The organism is Allobosea sp. P1_B10 (assembly GCF_056406735.1).
In genome coordinates, this window is sequence record NZ_JBFTZP010000006.1 from 158798 (window position 1) to 173797 (window position 15000).

The following is a 15000-nucleotide window of genomic DNA, read 5'->3' on the forward strand; positions in this document are numbered from 1 at the left end:
TGCCAAAGAGGTGGTGCCAATGCGTCCTCTGATTGCAAGCATGCTGTCGCGGCTGGTCAAGGAACCGCGAATAGAGGTGGTCTTTCCCGACGGATCGCTGGAATCCGTGGGATGCGGGGATGCGCCCGCACTCAGAATGCGCATCACGGATGTGCCGACTGAAGTGAAGCTGGCACTCAATCCAGAGCTGGCGCTCGGCGAGGCAGTCATGGACGGCCGCGTCGTTGTCGAGCGCGGCAGTCTCTATGACCTGCTCAACGTCCTGATCGCGGGGGCGCATGACCAGCCCCCGACGCCCTGGACGCGCACCCTCAATCATCTGCGGACCTCGGTGCGCCGCTTCAGCCAGCACAACACGCTGTCCTGGGCGAGGCGCAATGTCGCGCATCACTACGATCTCAAGAGCGACTTCTTCCGCCTCTTCCTCGACGACGACATGCAGTACTCCTGCGCCTATTTCCCGCGCCCCGACGCGACACTGGAAGAGGCGCAAGCCACGAAGAAGCATCGCCTTGTCAGCAAGCTAGCGATCGAGCGCGGTCACCGGGTGCTCGATATCGGCTGCGGCTGGGGCGGCCTGGGCCTCACAGTGGCGCAGGAATCGGGCGCGAGCGTAACAGGCATCACCCTTTCGCAGGAGCAGCTGGCGATAGCGCAGGAGAGGGCCGCGGTATCGGGGCTGCCGGTCGACTTCCGCTTCCAGGACTACCGCACGATGACCGGCTCGTTCGATCGCATCGTCTCGGTAGGCATGTTCGAGCATGTCGGTGTGGGCTACTATCGCGGCTACTTCCGAAAGATCGCCGAGTTGCTCACGCGCGATGGCGTGGCTCTTGTCCATACCATCGGCCGCAGTTCGCCCCCGGGCGCGACCAATCCCTTCATCGCCAAGTACATTTTCCCGGGCGGCTATATTCCCGCGATGTCCGAAGTGTCGGCGGCGATAGAGCGCGAGGGGCTGATCGTCACCGATGTCGAGGTGCTGCGCCTGCACTATGCCGAGACGCTGAAGCACTGGCGGGAACGTTTCCTGGCGAAGCGCGCCGAGGTCGTGGCGATGTATGACGAGCGCTTCGCCCGGATGTGGGAGTTCTACCTCGCCTCCTGCGAGGCGAGTTTTCGCCATGACGACCTCGTGGTCTTCCAGTTCCAACTCGCCAAGCGGCTCGACACGTTGCCGATGACGCGCAGCTACATGGAGAAGGCGTCGTAGCCCACACCGTCATTCCGAGCGAAGCGAAGCAATCCAGAGGGACGCACAGCGCTACGAGGCTGGATTGCTTCGCTTCGCTCGCAATGACGGGAATCAGCGTGTCGCTCCACTTGAAACCCAAGTTTTCAGGCCTCTGGGTCCCATAGGTCTATTGGGAATAGCGGGCCATCGGCATTGTCGGTGATGGACAAAGCGTGTCGAAAGCCGCCGCTCACCAGTCCCGGAAAGACGCCGCATCGTATGCCGCCAGCTTCCTCGCCGCGTCATTACGTTGAGGTCGAGGATCGGCCCGTCGATCAGGCGGCTTGTGATCGCGGTCTCGCCGGCGAAGGCGTGTGGCTCGCTGCGCGGGGTCAGCTCGGTCTCGCCGCCATTGGACGCGAGCACAACGCCCGCGCCCGAAAGCACGGCCAGCGTGCGGTCGATCCCCGGAAAGGCTGAGAACTGCCCGTCGCTGGCGACATGGGCCATCGAGATGCGCCAGTCGAAATCGTCGAGCGTCGCGCCTTCGGGGGCGATGGCGATTTCCGTCGTGGTCCCGCCGCCGTTCCTCCACGGCATGACCTTACAGTCGGCGGCGCGGATGATCTGCATGTCGACTATCCTCGACCTCTTAGCGCCATCGCCGTCATTGCGAGGAGCGTCAGCGACGAAGCAATCCAGCGCTCGTAGCGCTCTACCCACCCTGGATTGCTTCGCTGCGCTCGCAATGACGATGGACGGTCAGCCCAGGATGCCGGGCAGCTTCAGGCCCTTCTCCCGGGCGCAGTCCAACGCGATGTCGTAGCCGGCATCGGCATGGCGCATCACGCCGGTGGCGGGGTCGTTCCAGAGCACGCGCTCCAGGCGCTTGGCTGCCTCGGGCGTGCCATCGGCGACGATGACGACGCCCGAATGCTGCGAATAGCCCATGCCGACGCCGCCGCCATGATGCAGCGAGACCCAGGTCGCGCCGCCGGCCGTGTTCAGCAGCGCGTTGAGCAGGGGCCAGTCGGAGACTGCATCCGAGCCGTCCTTCATCGCTTCTGTCTCGCGATTGGGCGAGGCGACGGAGCCTGAATCGAGATGGTCGCGGCCGATCACGACGGGGGCCTTGAGCTCACCCTTGGCCACCATCTCGTTGAAGGCGAGGCCGAGGCGGTGGCGGTCGCCGAGGCCGACCCAGCAGATGCGCGCCGGCAGGCCCTGGAACTTGATGCGCTCGCGCGCCATGTCGAGCCAGTTGTGAAGGTGCGTGTCGTCCGGCAGCAGCTCCTTCACGCGCTGGTCGGTGCGGTAGATGTCTTCCGGGTCGCCCGAAAGCGCCGCCCAGCGGAAGGGACCGACGCCGCGGCAGAACAGCGGCCGGATATAGGCCGGCACGAAGCCCGGGAAGTCGAACGCGTCTGCAACGCCCATGTCCTTGGCCATCTGGCGGATGTTGTTGCCGTAGTCGAGCGTCGGCACGCCCATGCGGTGAAAGTCGAGCATGGCGCGCACATGCGTCGCCATCGAGGCCTTGGCGGCGTCGATGGTGCCCGCGGGATCACGCTCCTTGCGCTCCTCCCACTGCTCCAGCGTCCAGCCGGCCGGCAGATAGCCATTGAGCGGATCATGCGCGGAGGTCTGATCGGTGACGACGTCCGGCCGGATGCCGCGGCGGACGAGGTCCGGGAACACTTCGGCCGCATTGCCGAGCACGCCGACTGAGACGGCCTTGCCCTTGGCATGGGCGGCTTCGATGATTTTCAGCGCCTCGTCGACGCTGGCCGCCTTCTCGTCGAGATAGCCGGTACGCAGGCGGAAATCGATCGAGGACGGCTTGCACTCGACCGCGATCATCGAGGCGCCGGCCATGGTCGCGGCGAGCGGTTGCGCGCCGCCCATGCCGCCCAGGCCGCCGGTGAGGATCCACTTGCCCTTGAGCGAGCCGCCGAAATGCTGGCGGCCGACCTCGACGAAGGTCTCGTAGGTGCCCTGAACGATGCCCTGGGTGCCGATATAGATCCAGGAGCCGGCCGTCATCTGGCCGTACATCATCAGTCCGAGCTTATCGAGCTCGTGGAAATGCTCCCAGTTCGCATAGGCCGGGACGAGGTTCGAATTGGCGATCAGCACGCGCGGCGCGTCCACATGGGTGCGGAAGATGCCGACCGGCTTGCCCGACTGAACCAGCAGCGTCTCGTCGGCTTCGAGCGAGCGCAGGCTGGCGCAGATCCGGTCAAAGTCTTCCCAGGTGCGGGCGGCGCGGCCGATGCCGCCATAGACCACGAGCTCGCCCGGCTTTTCGGCGACGTCGGGGTCGAGATTGTTCATCAGCATGCGCAGCGCTGCTTCGGTCAGCCAGCTCTTGGCTGAGAGTTCCGTGCCGCGGGCAGCGCGGATGACGCGGCTATTGTCGATGCGGGTCATGACAGGTCCGTTCCTGGCTGAAGGCTGAAACGTCATTGCTAGGAGCGTAGCGATGAAGCGATCCAGGGGCATGGGCTGGATGGCTTCGCTGCGCTCGCAATGACGCAGGCGGTGTGCGCTACTGCGCGGAGAACTCGGCGAAGGTATCGAGCCCAGCCGCCCTGGCGACGGCGCCGCTGAGCACCATGTCGGTGGCGGCAGCGAGATCGGGCGCGAGATAGCGATCGGCCTCGAGCGGCGCGATGCGCGAGCGCAGCAGCGCCAGCACGGGCTCGAGCCGGGCACTGGTCTTCATCGGGCGGTGATGCTCGATGGCTTCCGCCGCCGCCATCAACTCGACCGCGACGATGCTGGCGGCGTTCCGCGCCATGTCGAGCAGGCGGTAGGCGCCATGCGTCGCCATCGAGACATGGTCTTCCTGGTTGGCGGAGGTGGGGATAGTGTCCACGGAGGCCGGGTAGGCCTTCTGCTTGTTCTCGGAAGCCAGCGCCGCCGCAGTCACCTGAGCGATCATGAAGCCGGAGTTCAGCCCGGCATCGCGCGCCAGGAAGGGCGGCAGGCCGCTCATCACGGGGTCGACCAGCAGCGCCATGCGCCGCTCGGAGAGGTTGCCGATCTCGCAGAGCCCGAGCGCCAGGATATCGGCCGCAAAGGCGACCGGCTCGGCGTGGAAGTTGCCGCCGGAGACGATCTCGCCCGGCCCCAGCACCAGCGGGTTGTCGGTGACGGCATTAGCCTCGATCGCAAGCGTGGCTGCGCTGTTTGCCAGGATATCGCGCACCGCGCCCATCACCTGCGGCTGGCAGCGCAGCGAGTAGGGGTCCTGCACTTTGCTGTCGCCGAAGCGGTGGCTGTCGCGGATCTCGCTGCCGGCGATGAGCTGCAGCAGGATCGAGGCGACCTTGATCTGGCCGGGCTGGCCGCGCAGCGCCTGGATGCGCGGATCGAAGGGCGTGTCGGACCCCTTCAGCGCATCGACCGACAGCGCGCCGGCCACCAGCGCCGCATCGAAGACGCGGGCGATGTCGTTGAGTGCCGTGAGGGCGATCGCGGTCGAAACCTGCGTGCCGTTGATCAGCGCAAGCCCTTCCTTGGCGCCCAGCGCCAGCGGCGCCTGCCCAATCTGCGAGAGCGCCTCGGCCGCTGGCAGCGGAATGCCCTTGAGCCTGATCTCGCCGACACCCATCAGGGCGGCGGTGAGATGGGCCAGCGGCGCCAGGTCTCCCGACGCACCGACCGAGCCCTTGGCGGGCACGACCGGCAGGGCGTCGTGGCAGAGCGCTCCGAGCAGTGCCTCGACCACGACAGGGCGGATGCCGGAGGCGCCGCGCGCCAGGCTCGCCGCCTTCATCGCCAGGATCAGGCGCACGACGCTGTCGGGCAGAGCCGGGCCGGTGCCGACCGCATGCGAAAGGATCAGGTTGCGCTGCAGGGTCGCCAGATCGCCGTCGGCAATCCGCACGCTCGCCAGCTTCCCGAAGCCCGTATTGACACCATAGGTCACGGTTCCGGCGGCAACGATGTCATCGACGACAGCTTGCGCGGCTGCAATCGCGGCAGCGCTTTCGGGGGCGAGCGTGATGGAGGAGCCGTCGAGCACAGTGCGCCAGGCGGTGAGAGCAGCGCCGCCCGGGGTCAGGGGAAATGTTGTCATTGTCCGTTCCAGATGCGGGTGTGAAGCGGGTTGAAACCCATGCGGTAGGCGAGTTCGGCCGGGCGCTCGATGTCCCAGATCGCAAGGTCGCAGGCCTTGCCGGCTTCCAGCGTGCCGATCTCGTCCTGCAGCCCGAGCGCCTGCGCGGCGTTGCGGGTGATGCCGGCGAGTGCCTCCTCGGGCGTCAGCCGGAAAAGGGTGCAGCCCATGTTGAGCACGAGCAGCGGCGAGGTCAGCGGCGAGGTGCCGGGATTGGCGTCGGTGGCGAGCGCGATCGGCACGCCATGCTTGCGCAGCAACTCGATCGGCGGCTTCTGCGTCTCGCGCAGGAAATAGAACGCGCCGGGCAGGATCACCGCGACCGTGCCGGCCTTGGCCATCGCCACGACGCCGGCCTCGTCGAGATATTCGAGATGGTCGGCCGAAAGCGCGCCGAATTCGGCCGCGAGCTTCGTCCCCGACAGGTTCGAGAGCTGCTCGGAATGGACCTTGATCGCCAGCCCCTTGGCCTTGGCGGCGGTGAAGATGCGCGCGGTTTCCTCGGGCGAGAAGGCGATGCCTTCGCAGAATACATCGACCGCATCCGCCAGCCCACCGGCCACGACAGCATCGAGCATCGGCCCCGCGACGAGATCGGCATAATCGCCGGAGCGGCCCTTATATTCCGGCGGCACCGCATGGGCGCCGAGGAAGGTCGTGCGCACCCGCACCGGGCGCTCGCGGCCGATCCGTCGCGCGACGGTGAGCTGCTTCAGCTCCGCCGCCTGCTCCAGTCCGTAGCCGGACTTGATCTCGACCGTGGTCACGCCCTCGGCGAGCAGGGCGCCCAGCCGGCGGTCGGCGCTGGCGAAAAGCTCGTCCTCGCTGGCGGCACGCGTCGCCTTGACGGTGGAGAGAATGCCGCCGCCGGCGCGCGCGATCTCCTCATAACTCGCTCCCTGGAGGCGCATCTCGAATTCATGGGCGCGGTCGCCGCCATAGACCAGATGCGTGTGGCAGTCGATCAACCCCGGCGTGATCCAGCGGCTGGCGCAATCGATGGTCTCGGCGGCAGCGAAGGCGGGAGCCTCGGCGCGGGGGCCGGCGTAGACGATGCGACCGTCGCGGGCGGCAATGACGCCGTCCTCGATGGCGCCATAGGGCGCGTCCACGGCGCGGGACATCGTCGCCAGTCGCGCATTGGTCCAGAGCCTGTCGCAGGGCAGGGGCCCGTCTTGCACCTTCGCCACGTCGCATCCTCTCGACTAATCTTCGTTGACGATTATAATAGCCAATTGCATATGCAAATGGCAAGCGCTTAATTGCATATGCAATTGACGTCCTGACGAGAGACGGAGCCGCGCCGTGACCCAGACCCTGCATCTCGCACAGGCCCTGCTGCCCGACGGTTTTGCCGACGGCGTGAAGCTGACGATCGCGGATGGGTTCATCACGGGCATCCAACGGGGAGCGGCCCCTGCCGCTGATGCCGAGACGGTTCGCGGACTGACGCTGCCGGGCATGCCGAACCTGCACAGCCACGCCTTCCAGCGTGGCATGGCCGGGCTTTCCGAGAAGCGCGGCGCCAGCAGCGATTCCTTCTGGACCTGGCGCGAGGTGATGTATCGCTTCCTCGACCGGCTAGATCCCGACGCCGTGCAGGCGATCGCCGCGCAGGCCTTCGTCGAAATGCTGGAGGGCGGGTTCACGGCGCTGGCCGAGTTCCACTATCTGCATCACGACAAGGACGGCCGCCCTTATACCGACATCGCCGAGATGGCCGGCGCCATCGCAGGGGCGGCGGATGAGACGGGGCTCGGCCTGACGCTGCTGCCGGTGCTCTATCGCTTCGGCAACTTTGGCGGTGCGCCCTCGGTCCACGGCCAGCGCCGCTTCGTCAACGAGCCCGACGCCTACCAGCGCCTGATCGAGGCCAGCGATGCGAAGCTGCGTCCGCTGCCCGACGCCCGGCTTGGCCTCGCGCCGCATTCGCTGCGGGCCGTTGCGCTCGAGAATCTCGACTGGCTGGCCGGCTTGCGTCCTGACGGGCCGCTCCACATCCATGTCGCCGAGCAGATGCGCGAGGTCGAGGATAGCCTGAGGATCACTGGCAAGCGGCCCGTGGAACTGCTGATGCAGCATACCCAACTCGACCAGCGCTGGTGCCTGATCCACGCCACCCATCTCACCGCCGAGGAGCGCGACGGCATCGCGCGCAGCGGGGCGGTGGCTGGCCTGTGCCCGATCACCGAATCCAGCCTCGGCGACGGCATTTTCGACGGCGTGAATTATCGCGCTGCGAGTGGAGCGTTTGGTGTCGGCAGCGATTCCAATATCCAGATCGATGCCGGGGCGGAACTGCGACAACTGGAATACTCCCAGCGCCTGCGCGATCTCGGCCGCGCCCTCATGGCCGATGTCGGCGGTGCCACTGGCGTCAGCCTCTGGCAGGATGCCTGCGCCGGCGGTGCCCAGGCCTGCGGACGCGCCATCGGTCGCATCGCGGTCGGCTGCCGCGCCGATCTCGTGACGCTCGACCTCGATCATCCCGCGCTGGTCGGCAGGGGAGGCGAGGCCGCGCTCGACAGTGCGATCTTCGCCAGCAATGCGCTGCCATTGCGCGAAGTCCGTGTGGGTGGCAGGACGCTGGTTCGCGACGGGCGGCATCTCGCGCGCGAACGGGTCAAGGCGCGTTTCGCGCAGGTGATGCGGCAATTGCTCGACTGACGGCGGCTTGAGATCATGGATTCGGCGGAAACCCGGTTGGATGCTGTAGCGCTCGACGGCGTCGGCCCGGTCTATGACCAGATCAGGCGCGCGGTACGCGATCTCATCCTGGGCGGCGTCTGGCCGCCGGGAACACCAGTTCCGCCCGAGCATGCACTGATGGAACAGCTAGGCGCCTCGCGAATGACGGTGCATCGCGCGCTGGTGCAGCTCGCCCGCGAGGGACTTATCACCCGCCGCCGCCGCTCGGGGACCATCGTCGCCAATCCGCCGGCGAGCCACGCGATGCTCGATATCCTCTCGATTCCCGATGAGGTCAGGAGTCTTGGTCACGCCTATTCGCACCAGATCTTGTCGCGTCGCGACGGTCGCCCATCGCAGGAGGTGGCCGCGCGCTTCGAGCTCAAGCGCTCCGACAAGGTCACCCATGTCGTCACGCTCCACCTGAGCGACGGCACTCCGCATGTGCTCGAAGAGCGTGTCATCCATCTCGGGACAGTGCCGGGCGCCGCGCAGGAGGACTTTGCCGAGACACCGGCGGGCGACTGGCTCCTGCTCCACAGCCTCTGGTCCCAGGCCGAGCATGCCATCAGCGCGGTCGCGGCCGAAGTCGAGGAAGCGCGGCTTCTCGCGGTCGAGCCCGGCGTGCCCTGCCTGCTGGTCGAGCGGCGCACCTGGAACCAGGGAGCGCCGGTCACGGCGGTGCGCCTGCTCTATCCCGGCACACGACACCGCTTCGTCGGCCGCTTCGGCCCCTATGGTGCGGTCTGAGGCTGCCCGGCAAGAGCGCCCGCAAACGAAAAGGCCCGCCTCGAAAGGCGGGCCTTCATGTCTTTGAAACGTGCCTGGCTCAGCAGGCGAAGCGCACGCGGCGGCCATACTCATCGCGGCCGTAGCAGACCTGGTCGGGTGTAGCCGCCGATCCGATCATCGCGCCGCCGACGCCGCCGATCGCCGCTCCGGCAAGCGCGCCGCCGGCCCTGCCCGTGGCGAGGCCGCCGATCACAGCTCCTGTCCCTGCGCCGATGAGGGCACCCGAACCCGCATTCTGTTCCCGAGGGGTGCAGGCGCCGATCGAGGCGGCCAATGCAGCGAGGATCAGTATCTTTTTCATCAGGTTTCTCCTTGGCGTCGTGGCATCGGCCGATGCCTTGCGCGGTCAACTGGAGCCGGCGGTAAAGGTTCCGCGAGCGGGCTCCAGACGGCGACAACCTGCCGCGCCGGTTTTGAACATCGGATGAATTTGGACAGGAACCTTTTGTGCGGAAGCGACGTTTTTCGATCAGCACCGCGGCGATCCATGCCGCTGCAATACGGAGGAAAAGCTGATGACCGACCAAACCATGGCCATCTCATCGAATCCGCTGATCGCTGGTGCACGTGTCGCCGGAACCGACGTCTACAACGCGTCCGGCGACCATCTCGGCGAGATCTACGACGTCATGCTCGACAAGCAGTCTGGGAAGGTCGCCTACGCGATCATGTCCTTCGGCGGTTTCCTCGGGCTGGGCGAGAAATACCATCCGATTCCCTGGAGCGTGCTCGACTACGACACCAGTCGCGGTGGCTATGTCGTACCGTTGACCAAGGAAAAGCTCGAAGCTGCGCCGATGTACGACAGCGAGGGCGAACCTGATTGGGACGACAAGGCCTATGGCAAGCGCGTCCATGATTACTACGGAACCATGCCCTACTGGATGATGTAGGCGGCCCGACGCAAGTCGCGGCGGTTGCTATCCCCCCAGCCGAACCGTCGTGGCGGCGGGATGCGGGCCGAAAGGCCCGCATCTTCCCCTTTTGTAGGAACTGATGCGGCGCCGAGCGCCGTGTCGAACAGCGATCACGCACGGCCCTCTCGACGAAGCGGCCGAGCGGAAGCGCTTGGCAGCGCCATCACGGAGAGCGCAATGCAGATCCGCTACGGCTACCGCATCGAGATCACCTGCGAGCAGGACCTGCCCATCGTCACGATGCTCGACGTCCATCCTTCGCGCCGTCATGATTTGATCAAGCCCGACGAGATGGTCGCAACCGCGCTGGCCGATCCCTCGCGCCAGGTGCGGGTGGGACAGTATCTCGACCAGTTCGGCAACATCTGCCGGAGGCTGGTCGCGCCGGCGGGCGGCGTTGTGCTGCAATCCGAGGGCGTAGTGCTCGATTCAGGTGAACTCGACGCGTGCAACCCGGATGCGCGCGAGGTTGTGCCGTCGCGACTGCCCGATGAGGCGCTCGTCTATCTTCTCGGCAGTCGCTATTGCGAGACCGACAAGCTCGCCGGCCAGGCCTGGAGCCTGTTCGGTGGCGTTCAGCCGGGCTGGCAGCGGGTTCAGGCGGTGGTCGACTTCGTCCATAACCACCTGACCTTCGGCTATCATTTTGCGCGCAATACCCGCACGGCCGCCGAAGCGTTCGAGGAGCGCATCGGCGTTTGCCGCGATTTCGCGCATCTTGCGGTCACGCTTTGCCGCTGCCTCAATATCCCCGCCCGCTATTGCAACGGCTATCTCGGCGATATCGGGGTGCCCAAGGATCCGGCTCCGATGGATTTCAACGCCTGGTTCGAGGTCTTCCTGGAAGGGCGCTGGTACACATTCGATGCACGCCATAACATGCGACGGATCGGTCGTGTGGTAATTGCCCGCGGGCGCGACGCCACCGATGTCGCGATGGTGAATTCGTTCGGCCTCCATGGCCTCAGGCACTTCGAGGTCATCACCGAGGAGGTCGAGGAGGCGGTCGCGGAGGCTCCGATGCTCGCGATCAACGGCCATTGGTCGCCGCAGCCGCGATTGTCGTAATCTGCTGGTTGCTCCGGGATAGAACGGAAGCAATCGGCCCGCTCCGATACGGTGCGGACACTGAGCCGGGGGGCGATGCGTCACACCATCATCATCAATGCGCGGGCAGGCACGGTATTGGAGGCGGGCGGAGACGCCTTCGCAGCCCGCGTCTGCGCGGCGTTCGAGGCCCATGGCTGTTCGGCCGAGGTCAAGCTTGTGCCGCCGCGCGAACTCGATGACGCGCTGGCGCTCGCGATCGAGGACCAGGCGGCTATTCCCGTCATCGCTGGCGGCGACGGCACCATCAATCGCGTGCTCCCTATCCTGTTGAAGGCCGAGCGCCCGATCGGGATACTTCCGCTCGGAACGGTGAATGTACTTGGTCGCGACCTCGGGCTTTATGGCGCGCTGGAGCATCAGATCGAGGCGCTCTGCAAGGGCGAACCCGTGGTGATGGATATCGGCCGCGTGAATGACCGGCTGTTCCACTCGATCTCCGGCATGGGCTTCTTCAGTCTCATGGCGCGGGAGCGTGAGCATGCGCGCCGCCGCTTCCCCTTCAGCCGTGCGATCGCCTTTGCCTTCGCAGCGACCCGCTCGATCCTGTTCACCCGCCCCATCAGCGTCGAGATCCGCATCGGAGATGCCGTCCGGCAGGTCGAGGCCGATGCCGTGCTCGTCACCATCAACAGCTTCGACGGTGCAGAGTGGCGGCGCTCGCAGCTCGATGGCGGCGTCTTCGAGGTCCACATACTCAACGCTGGGGGGCTTTATTCGCGCTGCAAGGCGGCGCTGTCCGTGGTCTCGGGCTCATGGCGCGAGTCGCATAACCTCGAATCCTTCACCGGCGACGAGGTTACGCTGACGCGTCGCGACAAGCGCCGCGGGCACATCACCTTCGATGGTGAGGTCGAGCGCAAGGCCGGCACGCTGGCGTACCGGCTCCTGCCCAAGGCGCTCCGCCTCATCGCCGCGCGGCCAAACCCTGTCTAAACGCGGCCGCACACCCCATCTCGACATGTCGCGGCTTGCCGCCCAAGGACTGCGAACACGATGTTCTCGCTCAAGCCCCGCGTCCTCGTCCCGGTCGCAGCCGCGTTCGCCTTCTTCGGCCTTGCCGCTTTCATCGCGTCGGGGCACAGCTTCGCCTTCGACACCAAGCTGATCCTGCTTCTTCGCCAGGCGAATGATCCCTCGATGCCGCTTGGGCCGGCCTGGCTGCGCGAGGCGATGCGGGATCTCACCGCGCTGGGCAGCTTCGTCGGCCTTGGTTTCATGACGCTGGCGGCGAGCTTGACCTTGTGGCTCTGCGCCCATCGGCGCCTGGCGGTGGGGCTTGCCCTGAGCGTGCTGGCCGCTACGCTGACAAGTACGCTGCTCAAGGTCGTGATCGCACGCCAGCGTCCCGACATCGTCGAGCACTCCGCTCTGACCTTCACCGCGAGCTTCCCGAGTGGGCACGCCTTTCTCTCGGCAGCGACCCTGCTCAGCATAGCGGGCTTCGTCGGCCTGGCTGCCCGGCGCGACGACATCACCCGGCTCTGCGTAGCGATGGCCTGGATCATGATGATCCTGATCGGCTTCAGTCGGATCTATCTCGGCGTGCATTGGCCCACAGATGTGATCGCGGGCTGGTGTCTTGGCATCGCCTGGTCGAGCCTGGTCGTCGCCTTGATCGGTCGCGGCATGGCGGCTGGCGAGATCGTGCCGGCTGGAGCGCGCACCTCGTCCTGACAAGCTGCCCGGCAATACTGCTGGCGATCCCGGACGGCAGCATTGTGCGTCGGGGCCCGCCGTCATCCCGGGCGCCCGCAGGGAGAACCAGGATCCGTTCGGGTACCTACCCGGAGGCGTTCCGAAACGGGTCGCGGACCTTCGCTCCGCAGCGTCTTGCGCCGCACAAAGCGTTGTTGCGGTGCCGTGCTTTGACGCGGCTTTTCAGGGATGCCTTATGCTCGCTTCGCGCAACGTACTCGCCGCCGTCGTCGTTCTCCTCGTCGTCGGCCTCGCCGCCACCGGCTATGCGCTCTACCAGGAGAAGAAGCAGCCCGAAGGCGTGGAAATCTCCGTCGGCAAGAACGGGCTCTCCATCAAGGAGAAATAGCCTTCGCGAGCCGGCGCGCTCAGCTGTTGGCCAGTATCATGTTGCGGACGATCGGATAGATCTGGCCGTCCCATTTGCGCCCCGAGAACACGCCGTAATGGCCGACGCCGGCCTGCATGTGGTGCCGCTTCCGGAATGGCTTCAATCCGCTGCACAGCTCATGTGCGGCCGAGGTCTGGCCGAGCGCGCAGATATCGTCGCGCTCGCCTTCCACCGTCAGTAGGGCCGTCTTGCGGATCGCCCGGCAATCGACCTGGTGGCCGCGATAGGTCAGCGTCCCCGCCGCGAGCCGGGCCTCCTGGAAGATCCACTGCACGGTCTCGAGATAGAACTCGGCCGGCAGGTCCAGCACCGCGAAATACTCGTCGTAGAATTTCTTGATGATGGCCGCGCTCTCGGCCTCGCCGGTGGCGAGATGCGTGAACATGTCGATATGCGCGTTCACATGGCGCTGCAGGTTCATCGCCATGAAGGCCCCGAGCTGGATGAAACCGGGATAGACCTTGCGCCCGGCCCCGGCATAGCGCGAAGGCACCTTGGCGATCAGGTTCTTGCGAAACCATTCGATCGGCTTGTCGCTGGCGAGCTTGTTGACCGTGGTCGGGTTGATCCGCGTATCGACCGGACCGGCCATCAGCGTCATGCTGCGTGGCTGGAACGCGCTTCCCGCCTGCGCCATCACGGCTGCGGCGGTGAGGACCTGCACGCAGGGCTGGCACACGGCGACCACATGGGTCTCGGGGCCCAGGCATTCGACGAAGCTGATCAGCGTGTCGACATAGTCGTCATAGCCAAAGGCGCCGGCGTCGAGGCTGACATTGCGGGCATTGTGCCAGTCCGTGATGTAAACGTCGTGATCGCGCAGCAAGGTCGCGACGGTATTGCGCAGCAGGGTCGAAAAATGACCGGACATCGGCGCGACGACGAGGACCTTGGCCTGGGCGCCCGCCGTGTCCTTGGCAAAGCGGAGCAGGCTCCCGAAGGGCTGCGCCAGGATGATCTCTTCGGTGACGGGCACGTCGCGGTTGCCATGCCGTATGCTCTCGATCTCATAGGGCGGCCGCTCATGGGTCAGCCCGGCGCGTGTCACCATCTCGTAGGCCGCCGCGGCGGCACGGGTGTCGACCTGGTGGCCTGTAAGCGCCTTGGCGCCGAGCGTTGCCAGCGCCGCCTGCGCCAGCATCCGCGCTGGATTGATGAAATCCGATTGAGCCTGGTAAGCGGCATAAAGCATCAGCGTGCGACCTCGCGCGGGCGGGCAGGGTCTGCCGGGGCCGAGCGGCTACCGGCTGGCTGTCGCCATGTTCATGTTGCACTGCAAAAGTAGAATTCCGCAAGAATGTTCTAAGTCGGCGCCGCCTTGGAACATCTCTTGCTTCGATCTCCTTGCCCCGCCGTACAGGATGCCCGCCATGACCGCCGCGACCCTGACCATCAGCAGCAAGAACTATTCGTCGTGGTCGCTGCGTGGCTGGCTGCTCTGCCAGATGGCGGGCCTGGCGGTCGAGGAGCGCATGCTCTCGGTCGACGACCCTTCGGCGCGGGCGGAACTGCTGCTGCTGTCGCCCTCGTTCCTCGTTCCGTGCCTGACGCACGACGATATCAAGGTCTGGGACACGCTGGCGATCGCGGCCTATCTCGACGAGATCTCGCCGGCTGCCGGCCTCCTGCCGAAGGACGCCAAGGCCCGCGCGCATTGCCGGGCGATCTGCGGCGAGATGCATTCGGGTTTTGCGAACCTGCGCTCGGCCCTTCCGATGAACCTCAAGGCCCACTATCCCGGCTTCAAGGTCTGGGCGGGGGCTCAGGCCGATATCGACCGCGTCACGGAAATCTGGCGCGATTGCCTGGAAACCTATGGCGGGCCCTATCTCTTCGGCGCGGAACTGACCATGGCCGATGCCATGTACGCGCCTGTCTGCCTGCGGTTCGCCAGCTACGACGTCGCGCTGGATCCGACCTGCAAGGCCTATTGCGCGGCCATCGCACGCTGGCCCGCACTTGCGGAGTGGATGAAAGCGGCCAGGTCGGAACCCGAGGAACTTGAAGAACTCGACGCCGAGTTCTGACCCGCCCGCTCGGCGCGCGGCAGCGGGGGGCGACCGGCCGCGCAGCGGGGGAAAACCAACGATCTGCATTCGACGCATAACAA

The 15000-nt window shown here is 66.1% G+C and carries 15 protein-coding genes; 9 read left to right on the plus strand and 6 right to left on the minus strand.

Annotation, left to right across the window (positions count from 1 at the left end; translation table 11 throughout):
* Positions 1 to 19 precede the first annotated feature (19 nt).
* Positions 20 to 1213 carry a class I SAM-dependent methyltransferase gene (locus AC1D2L_RS15175; protein WP_476846713.1) on the plus strand — a complete coding sequence of 398 codons (1194 nt, stop codon included), beginning with the start codon at positions 20 to 22 and terminating at the stop codon, positions 1211 to 1213.
* A 93-nt stretch (positions 1214 to 1306) separates the two neighbouring features.
* On the opposite strand, the gene AC1D2L_RS15180 is transcribed toward AC1D2L_RS15175, so the two are convergent.
* The 4 genes from AC1D2L_RS15180 to hutI form a co-directional block, all read right to left on the minus strand.
* Positions 1307 to 1807 carry a HutD/Ves family protein gene (locus AC1D2L_RS15180; protein WP_476846714.1) on the minus strand — a complete coding sequence of 167 codons (501 nt, stop codon included), beginning with the start codon at positions 1805 to 1807 and terminating at the stop codon, positions 1307 to 1309.
* Positions 1808 to 1936: 129 nt separating this feature from the next.
* Entirely contained in the window at positions 1937 to 3604 is a 1668-nt protein-coding gene (gene hutU / locus AC1D2L_RS15185; protein ID WP_476846715.1) for a urocanate hydratase, read from the minus strand.
* Between the two features lie 118 nt (positions 3605 to 3722).
* On the minus strand, positions 3723 to 5258 hold the full coding sequence (gene hutH / locus AC1D2L_RS15190; protein ID WP_476846716.1) for a histidine ammonia-lyase: 1536 nt from the start codon (positions 5256 to 5258) through the stop codon (positions 3723 to 3725).
* Positions 5255 to 6421: an imidazolonepropionase gene (gene hutI / locus AC1D2L_RS15195; protein ID WP_476846784.1), complete on the minus strand. Its 1167-nt coding sequence runs from the start codon at positions 6419 to 6421 to the stop codon at positions 5255 to 5257. The genes hutH and hutI overlap by 4 nt, the downstream gene beginning before the upstream one ends.
* 181 nt (positions 6422 to 6602) lie before the next feature.
* On the opposite strand from hutI, the gene AC1D2L_RS15200 reads away from it, so the two are divergent.
* Positions 6603 to 7964, plus strand: a complete 1362-nt coding sequence (locus tag AC1D2L_RS15200; protein WP_476846717.1) for a formimidoylglutamate deiminase — start codon at positions 6603 to 6605, stop codon at positions 7962 to 7964.
* Between the two features lie 36 nt (positions 7965 to 8000).
* Positions 8001 to 8735 (plus strand): UTRA domain-containing protein, encoded by a 735-nt coding sequence (locus AC1D2L_RS15205; RefSeq protein WP_476846718.1) that lies wholly within the window; start codon positions 8001 to 8003, stop codon positions 8733 to 8735.
* Positions 8736 to 8814: 79 nt separating this feature from the next.
* Here the strand turns inward: AC1D2L_RS15205 and AC1D2L_RS15210 are convergent, their stop codons facing one another.
* A complete protein-coding gene (locus AC1D2L_RS15210; RefSeq protein WP_476846719.1) occupies positions 8815 to 9078 on the minus strand; it encodes a glycine zipper domain-containing protein in 264 nt (87 codons plus the stop codon).
* A gap of 214 nt (positions 9079 to 9292) precedes the next feature.
* Between AC1D2L_RS15210 and AC1D2L_RS15215 the strand changes: the two genes are divergently transcribed.
* The 5 genes from AC1D2L_RS15215 to AC1D2L_RS15235 all read left to right on the plus strand — a co-directional run bounded on the left by AC1D2L_RS15215 (position 9293) and on the right by AC1D2L_RS15235 (position 12848).
* Positions 9293 to 9670: a PRC-barrel domain-containing protein gene (locus AC1D2L_RS15215; RefSeq protein WP_476846720.1), complete on the plus strand. Its 378-nt coding sequence runs from the start codon at positions 9293 to 9295 to the stop codon at positions 9668 to 9670.
* A gap of 201 nt (positions 9671 to 9871) precedes the next feature.
* The gene (locus AC1D2L_RS15220) at positions 9872 to 10762 is read left to right on the plus strand and encodes a transglutaminase-like domain-containing protein (RefSeq protein WP_476846721.1); all 891 of its coding nucleotides are present in this window, start codon (positions 9872 to 9874) and stop codon (positions 10760 to 10762) included.
* 75 nt (positions 10763 to 10837) lie between these two features.
* Positions 10838 to 11737, plus strand: coding sequence for a diacylglycerol/lipid kinase family protein (locus tag AC1D2L_RS15225; RefSeq protein WP_476846722.1), 900 nt, complete (start codon positions 10838 to 10840; stop codon positions 11735 to 11737).
* Between the two features lie 60 nt (positions 11738 to 11797).
* A complete protein-coding gene (locus AC1D2L_RS15230) occupies positions 11798 to 12478 on the plus strand; it encodes a phosphatase PAP2 family protein (RefSeq protein ID WP_476846723.1) in 681 nt (226 codons plus the stop codon).
* Between the two features lie 217 nt (positions 12479 to 12695).
* Positions 12696 to 12848: a hypothetical protein gene (locus AC1D2L_RS15235; protein ID WP_476846724.1), complete on the plus strand. Its 153-nt coding sequence runs from the start codon at positions 12696 to 12698 to the stop codon at positions 12846 to 12848.
* 19 nt (positions 12849 to 12867) lie between these two features.
* Here the strand turns inward: AC1D2L_RS15235 and AC1D2L_RS15240 are convergent, their stop codons facing one another.
* Complete coding sequence (locus tag AC1D2L_RS15240; protein ID WP_476846725.1) at positions 12868 to 14082, minus strand: polyhydroxyalkanoate depolymerase; 1215 nt, start codon at positions 14080 to 14082, stop codon at positions 12868 to 12870.
* A gap of 178 nt (positions 14083 to 14260) precedes the next feature.
* Here AC1D2L_RS15240 and AC1D2L_RS15245 point away from each other — a divergent pair, with 178 nt between their 5' ends.
* Positions 14261 to 14917, plus strand: coding sequence for a glutathione S-transferase family protein (locus AC1D2L_RS15245; protein ID WP_476846726.1), 657 nt, complete (start codon positions 14261 to 14263; stop codon positions 14915 to 14917).
* The last annotated feature ends 83 nt before the right edge of the window (positions 14918 to 15000 follow it).